Below are 17,715 nucleotides of genomic sequence, written 5' to 3' on the forward strand. Positions count from 1 at the left end.
ATAAGTGCGGTAGTTTTTTACCGAATTTTTTAATGACTTTCCTACAACTTACTTTTCTACAGGAGAAGCGATGAAAAACACAAAATTCAAACTAGCTGTACTCACCCTTTCTTCCCTTTTTGTGCTCACAGCTTGCACTTCAAGCCAGCAAAATGCGGAACAACAATTACAAGAGCAAACGGTATTAGGCTTAAACTGGGTGCAACAATCAGGGGAATACCAAGCCTTAACTTACCAAGCCTTTAATTTGGCAAAAGTAGCATTCGACCAAGCGAAAGCGGCTAAAGGTAAAAAGAAAGCGGTCGTGGTTGATCTTGATGAAACAATGATGGATAACAGCGCTTATGCAGGCTGGCGAGTGCAAACAGGCACAGGCTTTAATGGTGAAGATTGGACTCGCTGGGTCAATGCGCGTGAAACCGCAGCAGTGCCGGGGGCGGTGGAATTTAATAATTATGTTAATACCCACAACGGTAAAGTGTTCTACGTTTCTAACCGTAAAGATGCCACAGAAAAAGCCGCAACCCTTGATGATCTAAAAACCCTTGGCTTTATCGGCGCAAGTGAAGACGTGCTTTATTTGAAAAAAGACAAATCAAATAAATCCCCTCGCTTTGCTGAAATTGAAAAACTGGGCTACGACATCGTCCTTTATGTTGGTGATAACCTTAACGATTTTGGTGATGCCACCTATAAAAAATCTAACGCAGAACGCCGTGCTTTCGTTCAACAAAATAGCAAGCAATTTGGTAAAAAATTCATTATGTTACCAAATCCAAACTATGGCGATTGGGAAGGCGGTTTAGCCAAAGATTATTACAAAGGCGATGATCAAAGCCGTGTCAAAATTCGCCACGATGCCATCAAAGCGTGGAGCGGAAAATAAGTTTTTTCGCCAAGATTACGCTATAATACACAATCTGCCTTGCTGTTAGGCAGATTGATTTCCATTTAATGCTTTTTTTGAAAGCCTTAAATAGAAATTAACGATTTTACATTCTCTCTAACAAAGGAACATTATGTCTGTTTTAGCTCGCTACCATTCTTATGAATCTTGCGGCACGGTTGATGGCCCGGGAATCCGTTTTATCCTGTTTTTGCAAGGCTGCTTAATGCGTTGTAAATACTGCCACAACCGCGATACTTGGGATCTACACGGCGGAAAAGAAATTTCCGTAGAAGATCTAATGAAAGAAGTGGTTACTTATCGCCATTTTATGAATGCTTCTGGCGGTGGCGTTACTGCCTCTGGCGGTGAAGCCGTGTTACAAGCAGAGTTTGTGCGCGATTGGTTTCGTGCTTGTAAAAAGGAAGGTATTCACACTTGCTTAGACACCAACGGATTTGTTCGTCATTATGATCATATTATTGATGAACTGCTTGATGTTACCGATTTAGTGTTGCTCGATCTGAAAGAGCTCAATGATCGCGTTCACCAAAATTTGATCGGTGTGCCCAATAAACGCACCTTAGAATTTGCTCGATATTTACAAAAACGCAACCAGCCTGTATGGATTCGCTATGTGGTTGTGCCAGGCTGGACGGACAGCGATGAAGACGTGCATTTGCTTGGGCAGTTCATTCAAGATATGCACAATATTGAAAAAGTTGAACTACTCCCCTACCACCGCCTTGGCGCGCATAAATGGGAAGCGATGGGGGAAAAATATGAGCTGGAAGATGTTAAACCACCAACAAAAGAATCCCTTGAGCATATCAAGCAAATCCTTGAAAGCTATGGGCATAAGGTGAGTTATTAATGGAGAAGATTATCCTTCCCCCTCCCCTCGTTTTCCTTGCTTGTGCGGGCGGAATGTATTTGCTTCCGCCCTTTGGATTATTTCACCTTTCTACGCTTCTTATTTTACCGATATTGTTACTGGCAAGCCTTATCGCTATTTGTAGTCTATGGCAATTTCATCAAGCTAAAACCACGATCAGTCCGCTAGCGGTAGAAAAAACCTCACAGCTTATCACAACAGGCATTTATGGGTTTAGCCGCAATCCAATGTATCTTAGTTTATGGTTGATTTTACTCAGCTGGTTTTTATGGCTGGGCAATGGGCTGACAATTTTGGGGCTGATTTTCTTTGTTCTCATTATGAACCAGTTTCAAATTAAGCAAGAAGAACAAGTTCTATTACGGCTTTTCGGCAAAGCCTATCAACAATATTGCCAGCAAGTTAGACGCTGGATATAACTCTCCGTACAGAAAGTGCGGTCATTTTTTAGCATTTTTTCTACGCAAAAACTGTTTCACTTTTTCTTTCGGCAAACGGTAGAAAATTAAGGCAATAAAAATTAAGCCGCAGCCTAGTGCCTTATGGGGAGTGAGCGGCTCGTGGAAAATTAGCATACTCAAAAACAGCGTCCATACTGGCTCAAGCAGCATAATTAATGCAGCATTACCGACACTGGAATATTTCTGCCCGAGCGTTTGCAGCAAAAAGCGGAAATTGGTGGCGATCAACACGCTAGCAGCCAACCAACCCCAAGTTTCATTAGGAACATTTACAGGCCAAGTTTCCATAAACATTGAATACAAACCACATAAAATCCCAACCATAGCAAGCTGAATGGTGGTAAGTGGCAACACGGGAATGTGGCGCGCATAATGATGATTAAGCACAAAATAGCTAGCCGCCAATAATGAAGTGAGCAAATACAGGCTGTTATCGGAAGAAAGATCAAAACCATTGTTGCCTAAGGCAAGAAAGTACAAGCCTAAAACCGCAATGGGTAAACAGAGCCAAAAGCTCGATTGCGGCTTTTGTTTAAACACGATCCAAGCGAGCAACGGTGCGATCAACATTGATAAACTAGTAAGAAACGCGCCTTCACCGAAATTGGTATTATTGGTGATGGCTAAAATCCAAACGCCAAGAAAAACCGCAAAAACACCACCAATTAGCACCGCACTTATCACTTGCTGGCGGCTTAAACGACGTAAGTGAACGTAAGCAAAGGGCAGAAAAACCAATGCGGCAAGAAAAAATCGCAAGCCGATAAATCCTACCGAGGGCAAAGCATCAATGGCATATTTTGAAAAGAACCAGCCAATGGCAGCCGAAATGGTAACAAATAAAAGGATAATTTCCCCACGATAACGTTCTAACATTGTTGTTCCTTATAAATAGCACGCCATAACCACGGCGTTTTCTCGTCCACCGTCTAAGGTTGGATAATAATTTTTGCGAATATCTACTTCATTAAAACCGCATTGCAGATAAAGTTTTTGCGCAACTTCATTGGATTGACGCACTTCTAACCATAAGGTCAAAATGCCCTGCCCACGCAATTCATCGATTAACGAATGCAATAATTGCTTTCCTAAGCCTTGCCCTTGATAAGCAGGATCAATGGCGAGGTTGAACAGGGTCGCTTCATCAAGCACTTTTTGGCAAATAGCAAAGCCGATAATACGTTGATCTTTCTCCAATTTTAAATTGAAATAGCGCTCGCCTTGGTTATTTTTCAATGTGCCTAATGACCAAGGTACAAGATGTGCTTGCTGTTCGAGCTCAAATAATCGATCAAAATCTTGAGATTGAATGGGGGAGATTTTTATCATTATGGGTTAATTCCTTGAATTTGTTGCCATAATTTACGTTTTTCTTGTGGGCTTGCCATAAAGGTTTGCCAGTCTGGCGAGTGCCATTGGCTCAACGCTTTTTGACAATAAGGTAAAGTGCGGTGGATTTTTTCGGGATTTTCACTTAATAGCCAATAATGCACTTCGTGGCTGACGTGCAAATGGGGGATAAAATCAAAATGGATCGCTAAATATTCATTTTGCTTTAGATATAAGCTGCGCAAAATATCTTGTAATAACGGCATAGGGGGATTTTCGGTTTCGCTAATGATCACCAGCCGCACCTGCTCATCAATAGGAATATTTACCACGCCTTGCAAACTTTCAGGGCGCACTAGTTGCCATTGGGAAAGCCCCATTTCTTGTAACAGAAGTTGATGCCGTTTCATAATGTAATCATAGCTTAAGGAAATTGTTGTATTGTAAACATTTAGCAAAGGTTCATCAAATAAAGCAAAATATTTCAGCATAAAAAATGCGGTGGAAAACCACCGCACTGACAATGAAAATCTATAAAAGTTGATGATTAGAATTCGTAACGAAGACCTACTTTTACACCATATTGGTTTACTTTGGTATTTTCAAAAGAAGCTAAACGTTGCAATTGGACACCTGCATCTAAAGCTAAATTATCCGTAAGTTGATAAGAAGCTCCTGCTAATACACCATAACCGAATTTAGTGTGTGACTCATTATCAGAACCCGTAAAATGCCCATTAGAGTTAACTTCTACCGAAGTGTCATTAAGCTTTACCTTATTTAAGGATAAACGAGCACCAATGTAAGGCTTAAGTGGAATATCTAAATTAAAATCATAAAGGGCAGAAAAACCAAAACCTTGAGCTTTAATTGAACCATTGCCTTTTTCATAATCTGTAGCATTTTCTTGAATATGATAAGAATAGTTTTTCTTACCATAATAAGTGTAATCTAATGCAAAACGTAGTTCATTGACTTTATATCCAACAGCCACACTTGGAGCTACTTTGCCCATATTAAGATCATTGAAACCTCCAGTAAATTTAGTTTTTGAGTAACCTAAATCCCCTTGTACATACCAATTTGCATTGGCTGTTGCTGAAACAGCTAAAGCACCAATTACGACTGCTAATAATTTCTTCATAGTATTCTCCAATAAAGGTTATAAAAATTGATTAATTCTAGCATAGTTTTTAACTAACGGTAAATAGTTCAACGCTTGTTCACATTCTTTACAAAAATACACCGCACTTTTCTTTTGTACTTTGTTGTGGCGGCGTACGCTAAGATCGTGAGTGCGGCAACCGCAGCGGTAAGTAAAGGTTTTCCCCTGCACACTTTTAACATCTAAATTGTGGTAAATTTCCGCAGGTTGCTGGAAAATGTTTTCCATCACCGCTTTCCATTCTTTGCCGTGCGGCGCAACTCGCCCAAACATTTGATAAACAATTAAATGAGCTAATTCGTGTGGAACAATTTGTTGCAAAAAATAGTCAGGATTTTCCAACAATAAAGTGCGGTTAAAACGGATTTCATTTTTCTGCAAATATGCCACGCCTGCTTTCACCCCACGCAGTTGATAACTCACTGTCGGCATTGGGAAAGTACGTTGAAAATATTGCTCCGCAAGTTGCAAATAATGGCGTAACCAGCGAAGGATTTGTATATTAAGTAAACGTAATGAAGAATAAGTTTCTGACATAACTAAAAAATATAAGGGACTGTACTAGATAACAACTAAAATTCCATTTATGTTAGAATAGGTCAATGAGAAAAAGTCGCCCAGTCAGCATAAACAAACTCATTGAACTGTTTGTTGCGAGTGTTACAACGAGAACAGCAAGTGAGTTAGTCAATGTAAACAAAAATGTAGCCGATTATTACTTTCACCGGTCACGCTTACTCATCGATCAAACCAATCTACATTTGGAAATGTTTGAGGGGCAGATCAAAGTCGATAAAAGCTATTTCGGCGGTGCTCGCAAAAGCAAACAAGGTCGTGCTACAGAAAGAGTCTCGGTATTTTTTGGACTTCTCAAGAGAAATGGCAAGGTTTATACCGTTATTGTACCTAAAATACTCAACCAGCAACATTATTACCAATCCGCGAGATAGCATTATTTACACGGATACCTACCTTAGCTATGATGTACTTGATGTAAGTCAAGTTAGCTGTCCTCGCCTCAATCACAGCACACATTTTGCTGAAAATCATAACCATATAAACAGAATTGAGAATTTTTGGAACCAAGCAAAACGTCATTTATACAAGTTTAATTGCATTCCAAAGAGCATTTTGAACTGTATTTTAGGGAATACGAATGGCGTTTTCAATAGTAACATAAAATCTCAAATTTCAACTTTAAAGCAATTCGTTAAGGAAAGTTTGCTCTAGTTATCTAGTACAGGCCCTTATTTACTACAATCATTCAATGTTTATATAAGATCATCAGTTATAATCCAATTACCTAAAAATATTACGATTTTGCTCTACCCGTTTAAATTGGCTAATTAATAAAACCGCCAACAGTAAACTATAAAAGGCGAAAATCACCACAATCCATTGTGCCATTGAAAAGCCTAGGAAAGACCAGCTAATCTCCGAGCAAGATCCCGTTGGATTAAATACATAAGGCAACCAGCGATCTAATGGCAAGGTTTGTGGAAATTCAGCCATATAAGAACATTGATTCCAAGGTGCAGGATTGAGCTGATAATCAACGTGTTTAATGGCTAGCAATAAGCCTTTCACCGCGCTGCCCAAGCCCAGCAATAATGCCAATAAACGCAAAATTAATGCGCGCGGATAAAGCAAGCCAATTAATGCTGAAAATGTAATGCCAAACAAGGCGACTCGTTCGTAAATACACATTACGCAAGGGGCCAACCCCATTCCGTGTTGAAAATAAAGTGCGGTGCTTTCTAACGCAATTGTTGAAATCAATAAAAGCAACCAACCACCACGATTGAGTGATAACTGTTTGAAATATTTCAGCATTGGGAATCCTTCTTATACTGGCGTAATTAATCCAATTTGTGCTAAAAATTGTGTCATTGCTGGCAATAAAAATTCTACCGCAAATAACCCCACTAAAGATAACACAATTGTATAAGGTAGCGCCATATAAACCATTCTTCCGTAAGACAAACGAATTAACGGCGCAAGTGAAGAAGTCAGCAAGAATAAAAATGCCGCTTGCCCATTTGGCGTTGCCACCGATGGTAAGTTTGTCCCTGTGTTGATCGCGACAGCAATTAATTCAAATTGATGTGGCGAAATAATCTGTTGTTCTAATGCAGCTTTTGCTTCGTTAATATAAACCGTTGCCACAAATACATTATCAGAAATTGCGGATAACACCCCATTGAAAACATAGAACAGCATTAATTGCACATCTTCTGAAGCAGAAAGCACAAGATCAATGATAGGCGCAAACAGGTGCTGATCCACAATCACCGCCACCACTGAGAAGAACACCACCAACAATGCGGTGAATGGCAAAGATTCTTCAAAGGCTTTACCGAGCGCGTGTTCGCTGGTGATACCGCAAGCCGATGTACATAAAATAATGACACTTAGCCCAATTAGCCCGACTGCGGCCAAATGGAAAGCTAAGCCAACCACTAACCATACGCCCACTAAGGCTTGGATCACTAATTTTACACGTTCTTGATTGTTCATTTTGAGCTGGCGATTACGGTCAAATTTAGCCAATACGCCCCACACTTTACGCGGAAGTTTCGCACCATAACCAAATAAACGGAATTTTTCCACCACAAGGCAAGTTAATGCGCCACAAATTAAAATTGGCACGGTAACTGGTGTCATACGGAAAAAGAATTCGCCAAAGCCCCATTTTGCTTGTTCTGCAATGATCAGATTTTGCGGCTCACCGACCATTGTCATCACGCCACCTAATGCCGTCCCCACGGCTGCGTGCATCATTAAGCTACGCAAAAAGGCACGAAATTCTTCCAAGGTTTCACGGCTATTGCCAATGTGTTTGTCATCATTAATATCATCAGAATCATCGAATTGTTTGCCCGATGCCACTTTATGATACACGCCGTAAAATCCCATTCCCACGCTAATAATCACCGCCACCACGGTTAAGGCATCTAAAAATGCGGAAAGAAATGCCGCACTTAAGCTAAATGAAAGGGATAACACCAATTTGGAACGAATGTTGAGTAACAGCTTAGTAAAAATGAAAAGGAGCAGCTGTTTCATAAAATAAATGCCCGCCACCATAAACATTAACAGCAAAATCACTTCAAAATTTGCCATAATTTCTTCTTTAACGTGTTCGGGGTGAGTCATTCCAATCATCACAGCTTCAATGGCTAGCAGCCCGCCGGGTTGTAATGGATAACATTTCAACGCCATTGCAAGAGTTAAAATAAACTCCGCAACTAACACCCAACCCGCAACAAAAGGGCTAACACAAAAAAACAAAATCGGATTTAAAACTAAAAATCCGACTATTGCCAGTTTGTACCAATCAGGACTTGAACCAAGAAAATTTTTCAGAAATGCTTGAGAATAGTTCATATTACGACCTTTACTTTAAAACGAAAAAATATAACTGTGCTAATTGTAATATATCCACCTTTCAAGGATAATAACAAATCTCTATTTTGTTATCTATATCACAAATTTTTCAACAAATAATTGCGCAAAAGTATGAATAATCATCAGTCGCTTCTTAAAGCCCAAAGCCCAGCGGGATTAGCTGAGGAATATATTGTAAAAAGCATTTGGAATAACCATTTTCCGCCGGGGTCTGATCTACCAGCAGAACGGGAATTAGCAGAAAAAATCGGGGTAACCAGAACGACATTGCGAGAAGTGTTGCAACGCCTTGCCCGTGATGGCTGGTTAAGCATTCAACACGGCAAGCCAACCCGCGTGAATAATGTATGGGAAACCGCCGGGCCGAACATTATCAGCACGCTGATTCAGCTTGATAAATCCACCATTCCTGTGATCATCACCAATGTGGTGTCTTTGCGTACTCGAATGGGTGAACATTATATCCCAGAAGCCATTCAAACTGATCCTACCGCTTCATTAAAATTATTTGAAAACCTACCGCACTTGGCCGACACCCCACAAGCCTACGCAGAATTTGACTATAATTTATACCGCTCTTTTACCTTTGTGGCGAACAAACCCGTCTATGGCTTAATTCTAAACAGCTTTAAAGATCTCTATCACCAAGTGGCATCATTGTTCTTTTCTGAAGCCAAATCACGCCAATTCACTATGCAATTTTACCAAACCCTACGCCAAAGCTGCGAACAAGGCAATGTTGAACTTGCCATTCAATGCCTAGCAGAAAACCGCGAACGCAGCAGTAGCATTTGGAAAGCGATGTTGCATCATTTACCGGCGGATTTTGGGGAGTAACAGATTTATTAACAAACAATCAGTAAGTAAAACATAATTAGAAGAAATATCATCAAATCTTGGGAGAACACAAATGACAAGTACTCAGCAACGTGCAGAATTACAACGTAGAATCTGGCAAATCGCCAATGAAGTCCGTGGCGCCGTAGATGGCTGGGATTTTAAACAATTTGTTTTAGGCACACTGTTTTACCGTTTCATCAGCGAAAATTTTACTCATTATATTGAAGGTGGCGATCCTGATGTAAATTACGCCAGCTTTCCTGATGATGCCATCACCCCAGAAATTAAAGATGATGCAATTAAAACCAAAGGCTATTTCATCTATCCCTCACAGCTTTTTACCAATATCGCTAAAAATGCTCACATCAACTCTGAACTAAATATGGATTTGAAAAAAATCTTTGACGCCATTGAAAGCTCTGCTAACGGGTACGATTCCGAGCGGGATATTAAAGGACTTTTTGCTGATTTTGATGTCACCAGCTCCCGACTGGGCAACACGGTAGAAGATAAAAATAAACGCCTTGCTGCCGTGATTAAAGGCGTGGCAGATTTGGATTTTGGCCATTTTGAGGATAATCATATTGACCTCTTTGGCGATGCTTATGAATTTTTGATTTCCAACTACGCCGCCAATGCAGGCAAATCGGGCGGTGAGTTTTTCACCCCGCAGAATGTTTCTAAACTCATTGCACAGCTGGCGATGCACGGACAGACAGAAGTGAATAAAATTTATGACCCTGCTTGTGGTTCGGGTTCTTTGCTCTTACAGGCTAAAAAGCAATTTGACGAGCACCTGATTCAAGAGGGATTTTTTGGGCAGGAAATCAACCATACCACCTACAACTTGGCGCGTATGAATATGTTCCTGCACAATATCAATTACGACAAATTTGACATTTCGTTGGGTGATACCCTTCTTGCCCCGAAATATGGCGATGAAAAACCCTTTGATGCCATTGTTTCCAATCCGCCCTATTCAGTGAATTGGATTAGTTCAGATGATCCCACCTTGATTAACGACGAGCGTTTTGCTCCCTCTGGCGTGCTTACGCCAAAATCCAAAGCTGACTTTGCCTTTGTGCTGCACGCCTTGCACTATCTTTCAGCTAGAGGCCGTGCCGCCATTGTTTGCTTCCCAGGGATTTTTTACCGCGGCGGTGCTGAGCAAAAAATCCGCCAATATTTGGTAGACAATAACTTTGTAGAAACCATTATTGCGCTGCCGCCCAACCTATTTTTTGGCACTTCCATCGCGGTGAATATTTTGGTACTTTCCAAGCACAAACCTGATACTAAAACCCAGTTTATCAACGCCAGCGGTGAGGAATTTTTCAAAAAAGAAACCAACAACAATGCGCTGACCGATGATCATATCGCCCACATCATCGAACTTTTTGACAAAAAAGAAGATGTACCGCATCTCTCTGCCATGGTAGACAACAGCACCATCGCGCAAAATGATTACAACCTTTCCGTTAGCACCTATGTGGAAGCGAAAGACACGCGCGAGGTGATTGACATCAACCAGCTCAATGCTGAGATTGATGACACCGTTGCCAAAATCAGCCAGCTACGTGGAGAGATTACTCAAATCATCAAAGAGATAGAAGCATGAGCGAGATGATTTTATACACCGCGGCCGATGGCGGTATACAAATCAAAGTAACCCTAGAAGATGAAACCGTCTGGCTGACCCTAGACCAAATGGCACAGCTTTTTGGCAAAGCTAAATCTACCATTAGCGAACATATTAAAAATATTTTTGCAGAGAATGAGTTAGAAAAAGATTCAGTTGTTCGGAAATTCCGAACAACTGCCGCCGATGGCAAAAATTATGAAGTGAATTACTACAACCTTGATGTCATCATCTCCGTAGGCTATCGGGTGAAATCCTTGCAGGGAACTCGCTTCCGCCAATGGGCTACCACGCGGCTTAAAGAATATCTCATCAAAGGCTTTACTATGGACGATGAACGGCTGAAAAACCTCGGTGGTGGTAGCTATTGGAAAGAACTTTTAGCACGCATCAAAGACATCCGCTCTAGCGAAAAAGTGATGTATCGCCAAGTGCTGGATCTCTATGCCACTGCCACCGATTACGACCCGCAAAGCGACATCAGCAAGCAGTTTTTCCAAACAGTACAAAACAAACTGCACTACGCTGCTCATGGACATACCGCCAGCGAAGTCATCTACTACCGTGTAGACAGCGACAAACCTTTTGCCGGCCTAACCCACTTTAAAGGTGCGCAGCCCACACAGGCAGAAGCCATGATCGCCAAAAACTTCTTGGAAGAAAAAGAACTCAGAATCCTCAACAACCTCGTTGCCGCCTACTTTGACCTAGCCGAACTCAACACCCTAGAAGAGCACGAAATGCGTATGGAAGATTTCTTGCGCGAACTGGATACAATTTTGTCCTCCACCGGCAGAAAAGTGCTGGAAAATGCTGGCAAAATCTCTTCTGCCCAAGCGCAAGAAAAAGCCAAAGCCGAACTGCGTAAATACAAGGCAAAAACCCTTAGCTCCGTAGAAGAAGACTACCTGAAAGCCATTAACACATTAACCCAAAAGACGAAGAAGAAACAGCTATGAACTACTTAGAAAAACTACTACAAGGCGCCCCCGTAGAATGGAAAACCCTCGGGGAGATGTGTGAAATAGCCAATGTGGGCGTAGATAAAAAGAAAAAAGAAAATGAGAGAGAAGTAAGGCTTCTTAACTTTGTTGATGTTTTCAATAATCAATATATTTCCAATGAAACCCCTACAATGGTTGTAACAGCGAGTGAGCAAAAAATTAAAGATTGTGATATAAAAGCAGGAGATGTTTTTATAACTCCGTCGTCAGAGATAATTGATGAAATTGGATTTTCCGCAGTGGCAATAGAAGACTTTGATAACGCTGTTTATAGTTCTGGGGGAGGTGGCGGACGTAATAGATTCTTTACATAAAACGCCTGTTTATGCCGATAAAGGTTTAAGCATGTGCCGTGTAACAGATATTAAGGGAGGATTCTTAAACCTTGAGGAGACTTTTAAGGTAAGTGAAGAAGTATTTGCGGAATTTACTAAAAGATACACGCCTAAAAAATATGATTTAGTTATGTCAAGAGTTGGGTCTTATGGTAATGTTAGTATTGTTCCACTCGATGATGCAGTATGTATGGGGCAAAATACCGTTGTAATACACTCACATATCAATTCTAAATTTATGTATTATTTTTTGACCTCTAAGTCTGCCCAAGAATTTATTGAAAAAAATGTCGGAGGAGGAAATCAAAAAACATTAAGTTTAAAAGCAATTAATTTAATTCCCATCCCCCCGATAGAGGAACAAAAGCGTATTGCGGGCATTTTAGATAAATTCCATACGCTGGCGCATTCGCTTTCGGAGGGTTTGCCCAAAGAAATCGCCCTACGGCAGAAGCAGTATGCCTATTATCGGGATTTGTTGCTTGGATTTGATAATTAATATTATACAGGTGTCATTATGAAAATAAACTTAACTTCAAAAGCATTTTTTGAAGATGAAGAGATCCAATTTGATAAAAAAATTAATTTTGTCTTTGGGAAAAATGGATGTGGTAAATCAACCATTGCTTCACTAATCAAAGAACAACATGACTCAGGGTACGATGTAAGAATATTTGATGGATTTGAAGGGGTTGTTAGTGAAAATAAGAGACTAGAAACCGTTATTCTCGGTGAAGAAAATGCCAATATTGATAAAGAAATTAAAGAAAATGAGCTTGAAATTAAAAAGATAGAAGAACAGATTGAAGAGATTAATGAAAATATTACTAAATCAGAAAAGCAGCCTGAAAACCTATGCTCTCAATACAATGAGAAAGAAAATAAAGTAAAAGAACAGCGGGGGAAAATTGATAATTTTTGCAGAAACTCAGCCAAAACGATTAAAGATGATATTAGAAGAATTGCTCCAACAACTTACGATATTAATAGCTTTAAATTAGATATTCAAAATGCTAAGTCCTTGTCCACCGATGAAATCCAAGAACTTAACGCACTACTTAGGTCAGAACTTAAAAAAGCAAAAAAATTGAAGCACCATGTTGTGATTTAGAAAAAATTTTGTCAGACGTTAATAGTATTTTGTCAAGCAAAATAAAAGAAGCAAAAATCATACATAGACTGGACACTGATTCAAAAAAATTTTTTGCAGAGCAAGGATTAAAAATACATAAAGCAGGTGATCACTGTGCTTTTTGTAATGGGATAGTTCAAGAAGATATATGGCAAGAGCTTGATACATACTTTTCTGTAAACAAATTCAAAGAGATTCAAGATACTATTCAAAGAAAAATAAAATACTTAGAACAAGTAAAATCAGCATATGATAATATCAAAATAAATACAAATGAATTCTATTCCTTGCACTCAAATAAGGTAGAGATAGTATCTAATAAAATTAATAAACTCAAAACAGATACTCTGAGATTTATAGATAGCTTAATATTAGAATTGACTAAAAAGAAGGATAGTTTATTCTCTCCAAGCAATGAATTATCCTTAGCGATTCCTAATGATATTAATCATTGCATTCAAGAATATAATGAATTGGTCAATAAAAATAATAACAATAACCTACAAGAGGAACAAGAGGAAGCTAGAAAAAAACTACGTTATCATGCAGTAAAAGAGCATCTTGATGATTTTCATTATGAAGTTGAATGTAATGAGTTTGAAAATAGACAAAAAAACTTTGATAAAGTAAAACAAGATTTTGAAAAAGAAAAGGATAAAATAAGAAAGCTACAAGAAAATATTGAAGTATTTAAGAAAAAAATTGCTGCTCTTCAAGCTAGCACTCGCAATGAAAAAATTTTAGTTAGGAAAGTTAATAAAAAACTGGCTTCACATGCTTCTTTTGAACTTGTTTATCAAGAAGATGGCAATGAATATAAGATCAAATGTCTACTGACTAATCAAGAACGCAATGTTGATGAACTTTCTACTGGAGAGAAAAATATCCTTGCTTTTCTTTACTTTATTGAGAAATTAGCAGAAGCTGATAACAAAAAATGTATTATTTTTGACGACCCAATGAACTCTAATGACGATACATTTCAGTATGTAATTATTGAGACCTTACAAAGGTTAGCCCAAAAACTCAATGGAGAAAATAAATTAATTATACTAACACATAACGCTCATTTTTACTTAAATGTAAAATATGGATTTGATAATAAAAGGGAAAGTTACTCTAAAAATAACTTTATTAGGCTAGAAAAATTAGATAGAAAAGTACAAATTAAGCATATAGAAAGTAAGCAAGATGATTTTAAAACTAATTATGAATCTCTTTGGTTGGAGTTGGAAGTGTTATTTCTAAACGATGATATTAAAGAAACCATGATATTAAACCCAATCAGAAGAATTATTGAGACTTATACTAAATTTAACGGATTTAGCTTGACTGAATTCTATTCAGATATCTCTGGAGCAAAAAAACTATTTGATGTGAACTCACATGCTATAGACGATCTTGAAGCAGAGTTAAATGGAAAAACAAAAGAAGATATCTTAATATTAATGAAAGAATGTTTTAAGAAAAATCATTCCTTAAAACATTTTGAACAATACTGGAAACATTAAATTATGCAAACAGAAACCACCCCATCGCCGAAACCCCGCAATTCATCATTCTGGATGAATACGAAAAAATCGAACAGCCCAGCCACTACCAAAGTGAGGAGGATTTAGAACGCGAATTCATCGCCGACTTAGTCCAGCAAGGCTATGAGTTTCGCCAAGATCTCACCACCAATGACAAACTTTTGGCGAATGTGCGTGAACAGCTGGAGCGGCTAAATGAAGTGCGTTTTAGTGATGGAGAGTGGGCGCGTTTTGTGGCGGAGTATCTCGATCCGCCTGCGGAAACCCTTATTGATAAAACCCGAAAAATTCACCACGATTATATTTATGATTTCGTGTTTGATGATGGGCGAATCCAGAACATTTATCTTGTCGATAAAAAGAACATTCAGCGCAATCGCTTGCAGGTGATTTCGCAGTTTGAGCAAACAGGCACGCACGCCAACCGCTATGATGTAACGGTGCTGGTGAATGGCTTGCCACTGGTGCAAATTGAGCTAAAAAAACGCGGGGTGGCGATTCGTGAGGCGTTCAACCAAGTGCATCGTTACACAAAAGAGAGCTTTAATGCAGAAAACTCCCTGTTTAAATATTTGCAGATTTTCGTCATTTCCAACGGCACGGATACACGCTATTTTGCCAACACCACCAAGCGCGATAAAAACAGCTTTGATTTCACCATGAATTGGGCAAGATCGGACAACATGCCAATCAAAGATCTCAAAGATTTTACCGCTACTTTTTTCCAAAAAAATACCCTGCTTAATGTGTTGCTGCATTATTCCGTTTTTGATGTCAGCAACACGCTGCTGATTATGCGACCTTATCAGATTGCTGCCACCGAACGCATTCTTTGGAAAATCCGCAGCACCCATCTCAATAACAATTGGAGCAAGCCTGAAAGTGGCGGTTTTATTTGGCACACTACAGGTTCAGGCAAAACCCTCACCAGTTTTAAAGCGGCACGCCGTGCCACGGAATTGGATTTTATTAGCAAAGTTTTCTTTGTGGTGGATAGAAAAGATTTGGACTATCAAACCATGAAGGAATATCAGCGTTTTTCGCCCGATAGCGTCAATGGTTCCGACAGCACCGTTGGCTTAAAACGCAATATTGAAAAAGATGATAATAAAATTATCGTCACCACCATTCAAAAACTCAACAATCTGATGAAATCAGAAGACAACTTGCCGATTTACGGGCAGCCTGTGGTGTTTATTTTTGATGAATGCCACCGCTCGCAGTTTGGTGAAGCACAGAAAAATCTTAAAAAGAAATTTAAAAAATTCTGCCAGTTTGGTTTCACCGGTACGCCGATTTTTCCTGATGAATATGACAACGGTGTATTAGTAAAAAAAGGAAATGCCTTAGGTGCAGAAAGCACGCAAAGCGTTTTTGGTAGTAAATTGCATTCTTATGTCATCACCGATGCCATTCGTGATGAGAAAGTGCTGAAATTTAAAGTGGATTATAACGATGTCCGCCCTAAATTTAGAGCTGTGGAGCAAGAGCAAGATCTTAAAGAACTCTCCGCTCTTGAAAACAAACAAGCCCTTCTGCACCCTGAGCGCTTAAACGAAATTGCCAGTTATGTCTTGAAACACTTCAAACAAAAAACCCACCGCCTCAATGCCTCAGGCAAGGGCTTTAATGCGATGTTTGTCGTAAGCAGTGTGGAAGCCGCTAAGCATTATTATGAGATTTTTAAACAATTACAAAGTGCGGTAGAAAATCCGCTAAAAATTGCTACCATTTTTTCTTTCGCGCCCAATGAAGCGCAAGATGCCATTGGCGATATTGAAGATGAAAACTTTGAACCCACGGCGATGAACAGCTCTGCTAAAGAATTTTTGCAGGCAGCCATTGGCGACTATAACGCTATGTTCCAAACCAATTACGGTGTAGACAGCAAGGAATTTCAAAACTATTACCGTGACCTTGCCAAACGGGTCAAAAATCAAGAAATTGATCTGCTGATTGTAGTGAGCATGTTTTTAACGGGTTTTGATGCGCCAACCTTAAATACCCTATTTGTAGATAAAAACCTGCGTTATCACGGGCTGATTCAAGCCTATTCACGCACCAACCGCATTTTTAACCGCACTAAAACCTTTGGCAATATTGGGACTTTCCGTGATTTAGAACAAGCCACTATTGATGCCATTACTCTTTTTGGCAATGCTAATACTAATACCGCAAATGTGGTGCTAGAACGTAGTTATCAGGATTATATGAATGGTTATGTGAATGATGCGGGTGAGCGAGTTCGAGGATATAAAGAAATTGTTAAAGAGTTGCAAACGAGATTTCCTGATCCAACTGCTATAGAAAAAGAATCAGATAAGAAAGCCTTTGCAAAATTATTTGGTGAGTATTTGCGTATTGATAATATTCTAAGAAATTATGATGAATATAATGCAATCACAGATAGCAGTAATTCTGGAAATCAAATTAATGAGGAAAATGGTGAATATGTAACATATCCTATTGTTCTGCCTGAGAAAATCCGCCAAGACTATCTTTCTACTTATAATGATATTCGTGATTGGCAGCGCCAACAAACTGATGGGAATGGTCAAGAAAGATTAGATATTGATTGGAGTGATGTAGTTTTCGAGGTTGATCTATTAAAATCACAAGAAATTAATTTAGATTATATTTTAGAATTAATTTTTAATGAAAATAAGAAAACCGATAATAAACCTGATTTAATTAAAGAAGCACGCAGAATTATTCGTTCCAGTGTAGGACATCGAGCCAAAGAAAGTTTAATTATTGACTTTATTCAGCAAACTGATCTTAATAGCATTCCTGATAGAGTTGAAGTTATAGAGTCCTTTTATAAATTTGCCCAATTAGAGCAAGAAAAAGAAGCGAATGAACTCATTAAGAATGAAAAACTTAATGAAGAAGCTGCAAAACGCTATATTTCAACCTCTTTAAAACGTGGCTATGCAAGTGAAAATGGTACAGCATTAAATGAAGCATTGCCAAAACTTAGTCCTTTAAATCCTCAATATAGAACGAAAAAACAAGCTGTCTTTAAAAGGATTGCTGCTTTTGTAGAGAAATTTAAAAATATTGGAAGGAAAATTTAAACAGCAAAAACA

Annotated in this window: 18 protein-coding genes and 1 pseudogene; 12 read left to right on the forward strand and 7 right to left on the reverse strand. The window is 39.0% G+C overall.

Features of this window, described 5'->3' with window-relative positions; genetic code table 11:
* The first annotated feature begins 70 nt into the window (after nucleotides 1-70).
* The 3 genes from C3007_RS04895 (at nucleotide 71) to C3007_RS04905 (ending at nucleotide 2,200) form a co-directional block, all read left to right on the forward strand.
* Entirely contained in the window at nucleotides 71-886 is an 816-nt protein-coding gene (locus tag C3007_RS04895; protein WP_103853370.1) for a 5'-nucleotidase, lipoprotein e(P4) family, read from the forward strand.
* Nucleotides 887-1,019: 133 nt separating this feature from the next.
* Complete coding sequence (gene pflA / locus C3007_RS04900; RefSeq protein ID WP_103853371.1) at nucleotides 1,020-1,760, forward strand: pyruvate formate lyase 1-activating protein; 741 nt, start codon at nucleotides 1,020-1,022, stop codon at nucleotides 1,758-1,760.
* Nucleotides 1,760-2,200 carry a methyltransferase family protein gene (locus tag C3007_RS04905; protein ID WP_103853372.1) on the forward strand — a complete coding sequence of 147 codons (441 nt, stop codon included), beginning with the start codon at nucleotides 1,760-1,762 and terminating at the stop codon, nucleotides 2,198-2,200. The genes pflA and C3007_RS04905 overlap by 1 nt, the downstream gene beginning before the upstream one ends.
* A gap of 21 nt (nucleotides 2,201-2,221) precedes the next feature.
* On the opposite strand, the gene C3007_RS04910 is transcribed toward C3007_RS04905, so the two are convergent.
* From C3007_RS04910 to C3007_RS04930, 5 genes are read right to left on the reverse strand one after another with little or no spacing between them, the layout of a single operon-like run.
* On the reverse strand, nucleotides 2,222-3,118 hold the full coding sequence (locus tag C3007_RS04910) for a DMT family transporter (RefSeq protein ID WP_103853373.1): 897 nt from the start codon (nucleotides 3,116-3,118) through the stop codon (nucleotides 2,222-2,224).
* A gap of 9 nt (nucleotides 3,119-3,127) precedes the next feature.
* Complete coding sequence (gene rimI, locus C3007_RS04915; protein WP_103853374.1) at nucleotides 3,128-3,571, reverse strand: ribosomal protein S18-alanine N-acetyltransferase; 444 nt, start codon at nucleotides 3,569-3,571, stop codon at nucleotides 3,128-3,130.
* Nucleotides 3,571-4,062, reverse strand: coding sequence for a DNA polymerase III subunit psi (locus C3007_RS04920; RefSeq protein WP_243397664.1), 492 nt, complete (start codon nucleotides 4,060-4,062; stop codon nucleotides 3,571-3,573). The genes rimI and C3007_RS04920 overlap by 1 nt, the downstream gene beginning before the upstream one ends.
* A gap of 56 nt (nucleotides 4,063-4,118) precedes the next feature.
* Nucleotides 4,119-4,715: an opacity family porin gene (locus tag C3007_RS04925; RefSeq protein WP_103853375.1), complete on the reverse strand. Its 597-nt coding sequence runs from the start codon at nucleotides 4,713-4,715 to the stop codon at nucleotides 4,119-4,121.
* 18 nt (nucleotides 4,716-4,733) lie between these two features.
* Nucleotides 4,734-5,273, reverse strand: a complete 540-nt coding sequence (locus C3007_RS04930) for a SprT family zinc-dependent metalloprotease (protein WP_103853376.1) — start codon at nucleotides 5,271-5,273, stop codon at nucleotides 4,734-4,736.
* A 65-nt stretch (nucleotides 5,274-5,338) separates the two neighbouring features.
* Here C3007_RS04930 and C3007_RS04935 point away from each other — a divergent pair.
* A pseudogene (locus tag C3007_RS04935) lies at nucleotides 5,339-5,966 on the forward strand (IS1595 family transposase).
* A gap of 69 nt (nucleotides 5,967-6,035) precedes the next feature.
* Here C3007_RS04935 and dsbB read toward each other — a convergent pair.
* Complete coding sequence (gene dsbB, locus C3007_RS04940) at nucleotides 6,036-6,569, reverse strand: disulfide bond formation protein DsbB (RefSeq protein WP_103853377.1); 534 nt, start codon at nucleotides 6,567-6,569, stop codon at nucleotides 6,036-6,038.
* A gap of 12 nt (nucleotides 6,570-6,581) precedes the next feature.
* Nucleotides 6,582-8,123: a Na(+)/H(+) antiporter NhaB gene (nhaB, locus tag C3007_RS04945; protein ID WP_103853378.1), complete on the reverse strand. Its 1,542-nt coding sequence runs from the start codon at nucleotides 8,121-8,123 to the stop codon at nucleotides 6,582-6,584.
* A gap of 132 nt (nucleotides 8,124-8,255) precedes the next feature.
* On the opposite strand from nhaB, the gene fadR reads away from it, so the two are divergent.
* The 8 genes from fadR (at nucleotide 8,256) to C3007_RS04985 (ending at nucleotide 17,703) form a co-directional block, all read left to right on the forward strand.
* Nucleotides 8,256-8,981 (forward strand): fatty acid metabolism transcriptional regulator FadR, encoded by a 726-nt coding sequence (gene fadR / locus C3007_RS04950; protein WP_103853379.1) that lies wholly within the window; start codon nucleotides 8,256-8,258, stop codon nucleotides 8,979-8,981.
* Between the two features lie 73 nt (nucleotides 8,982-9,054).
* Nucleotides 9,055-10,602 carry a type I restriction-modification system subunit M gene (locus C3007_RS04955; protein WP_103853380.1) on the forward strand — a complete coding sequence of 516 codons (1,548 nt, stop codon included), beginning with the start codon at nucleotides 9,055-9,057 and terminating at the stop codon, nucleotides 10,600-10,602.
* Nucleotides 10,599-11,582 carry a virulence RhuM family protein gene (locus C3007_RS04960; protein ID WP_103853381.1) on the forward strand — a complete coding sequence of 328 codons (984 nt, stop codon included), beginning with the start codon at nucleotides 10,599-10,601 and terminating at the stop codon, nucleotides 11,580-11,582. Before C3007_RS04955 ends, C3007_RS04960 begins: the two co-directional genes overlap by 4 nt.
* Complete coding sequence (locus C3007_RS04965; protein ID WP_103853382.1) at nucleotides 11,579-11,941, forward strand: restriction endonuclease subunit S domain-containing protein; 363 nt, start codon at nucleotides 11,579-11,581, stop codon at nucleotides 11,939-11,941. Before C3007_RS04960 ends, C3007_RS04965 begins: the two co-directional genes overlap by 4 nt.
* On the forward strand, nucleotides 11,913-12,461 hold the full coding sequence (locus C3007_RS04970) for a restriction endonuclease subunit S (protein WP_243397665.1): 549 nt from the start codon (nucleotides 11,913-11,915) through the stop codon (nucleotides 12,459-12,461). The genes C3007_RS04965 and C3007_RS04970 overlap by 29 nt, the downstream gene beginning before the upstream one ends.
* Before the next feature lie 18 nt (nucleotides 12,462-12,479).
* The gene (locus tag C3007_RS11790; RefSeq protein WP_103853384.1) at nucleotides 12,480-13,073 is read left to right on the forward strand and encodes an AAA family ATPase; all 594 of its coding nucleotides are present in this window, start codon (nucleotides 12,480-12,482) and stop codon (nucleotides 13,071-13,073) included.
* An 8-nt stretch (nucleotides 13,074-13,081) separates the two neighbouring features.
* A complete protein-coding gene (locus C3007_RS04980) occupies nucleotides 13,082-14,605 on the forward strand; it encodes an AAA family ATPase (protein WP_165779956.1) in 1,524 nt (507 codons plus the stop codon).
* The gene (locus C3007_RS04985; RefSeq protein WP_103853386.1) at nucleotides 14,593-17,703 is read left to right on the forward strand and encodes a type I restriction endonuclease subunit R; all 3,111 of its coding nucleotides are present in this window, start codon (nucleotides 14,593-14,595) and stop codon (nucleotides 17,701-17,703) included. Before C3007_RS04980 ends, C3007_RS04985 begins: the two co-directional genes overlap by 13 nt.
* Nucleotides 17,704-17,715 lie beyond the last annotated feature (12 nt).

This window comes from Avibacterium gallinarum (assembly GCF_002921135.1).
Taxonomy (GTDB): Bacteria; Pseudomonadota; Gammaproteobacteria; order Enterobacterales; family Pasteurellaceae; genus Avibacterium; species Avibacterium gallinarum.

Coding starts and splice junctions, on each gene's coding strand:
- nhaB (WP_103853378.1), bottom strand. CDS start 8,123: ATGAACTATTCTCAAGCATTTCTGAAAAATTTTCTTGGTTCAAGTCCT.
- dsbB (WP_103853377.1), bottom strand. CDS start 6,569: ATGCTGAAATATTTCAAACAGTTATCACTCAATCGTGGTGGTTGGTTG.
- C3007_RS04925 (WP_103853375.1), bottom strand. CDS start 4,715: ATGAAGAAATTATTAGCAGTCGTAATTGGTGCTTTAGCTGTTTCAGCA.
- C3007_RS04930 (WP_103853376.1), bottom strand. CDS start 5,273: ATGTCAGAAACTTATTCTTCATTACGTTTACTTAATATACAAATCCTT.
- C3007_RS04895 (WP_103853370.1), top strand. CDS start 71: ATGAAAAACACAAAATTCAAACTAGCTGTACTCACCCTTTCTTCCCTT.
- C3007_RS04905 (WP_103853372.1), top strand. CDS start 1,760: ATGGAGAAGATTATCCTTCCCCCTCCCCTCGTTTTCCTTGCTTGTGCG.
- C3007_RS04955 (WP_103853380.1), top strand. CDS start 9,055: ATGACAAGTACTCAGCAACGTGCAGAATTACAACGTAGAATCTGGCAA.
- pflA (WP_103853371.1), top strand. CDS start 1,020: ATGTCTGTTTTAGCTCGCTACCATTCTTATGAATCTTGCGGCACGGTT.
- C3007_RS11790 (WP_103853384.1), top strand. CDS start 12,480: ATGAAAATAAACTTAACTTCAAAAGCATTTTTTGAAGATGAAGAGATC.
- C3007_RS04920 (WP_243397664.1), bottom strand. CDS start 4,062: ATGCTGAAATATTTTGCTTTATTTGATGAACCTTTGCTAAATGTTTAC.
- fadR (WP_103853379.1), top strand. CDS start 8,256: ATGAATAATCATCAGTCGCTTCTTAAAGCCCAAAGCCCAGCGGGATTA.
- rimI (WP_103853374.1), bottom strand. CDS start 3,571: ATGATAAAAATCTCCCCCATTCAATCTCAAGATTTTGATCGATTATTT.
- C3007_RS04960 (WP_103853381.1), top strand. CDS start 10,599: ATGAGCGAGATGATTTTATACACCGCGGCCGATGGCGGTATACAAATC.
- C3007_RS04910 (WP_103853373.1), bottom strand. CDS start 3,118: ATGTTAGAACGTTATCGTGGGGAAATTATCCTTTTATTTGTTACCATT.
- C3007_RS04965 (WP_103853382.1), top strand. CDS start 11,579: ATGAACTACTTAGAAAAACTACTACAAGGCGCCCCCGTAGAATGGAAA.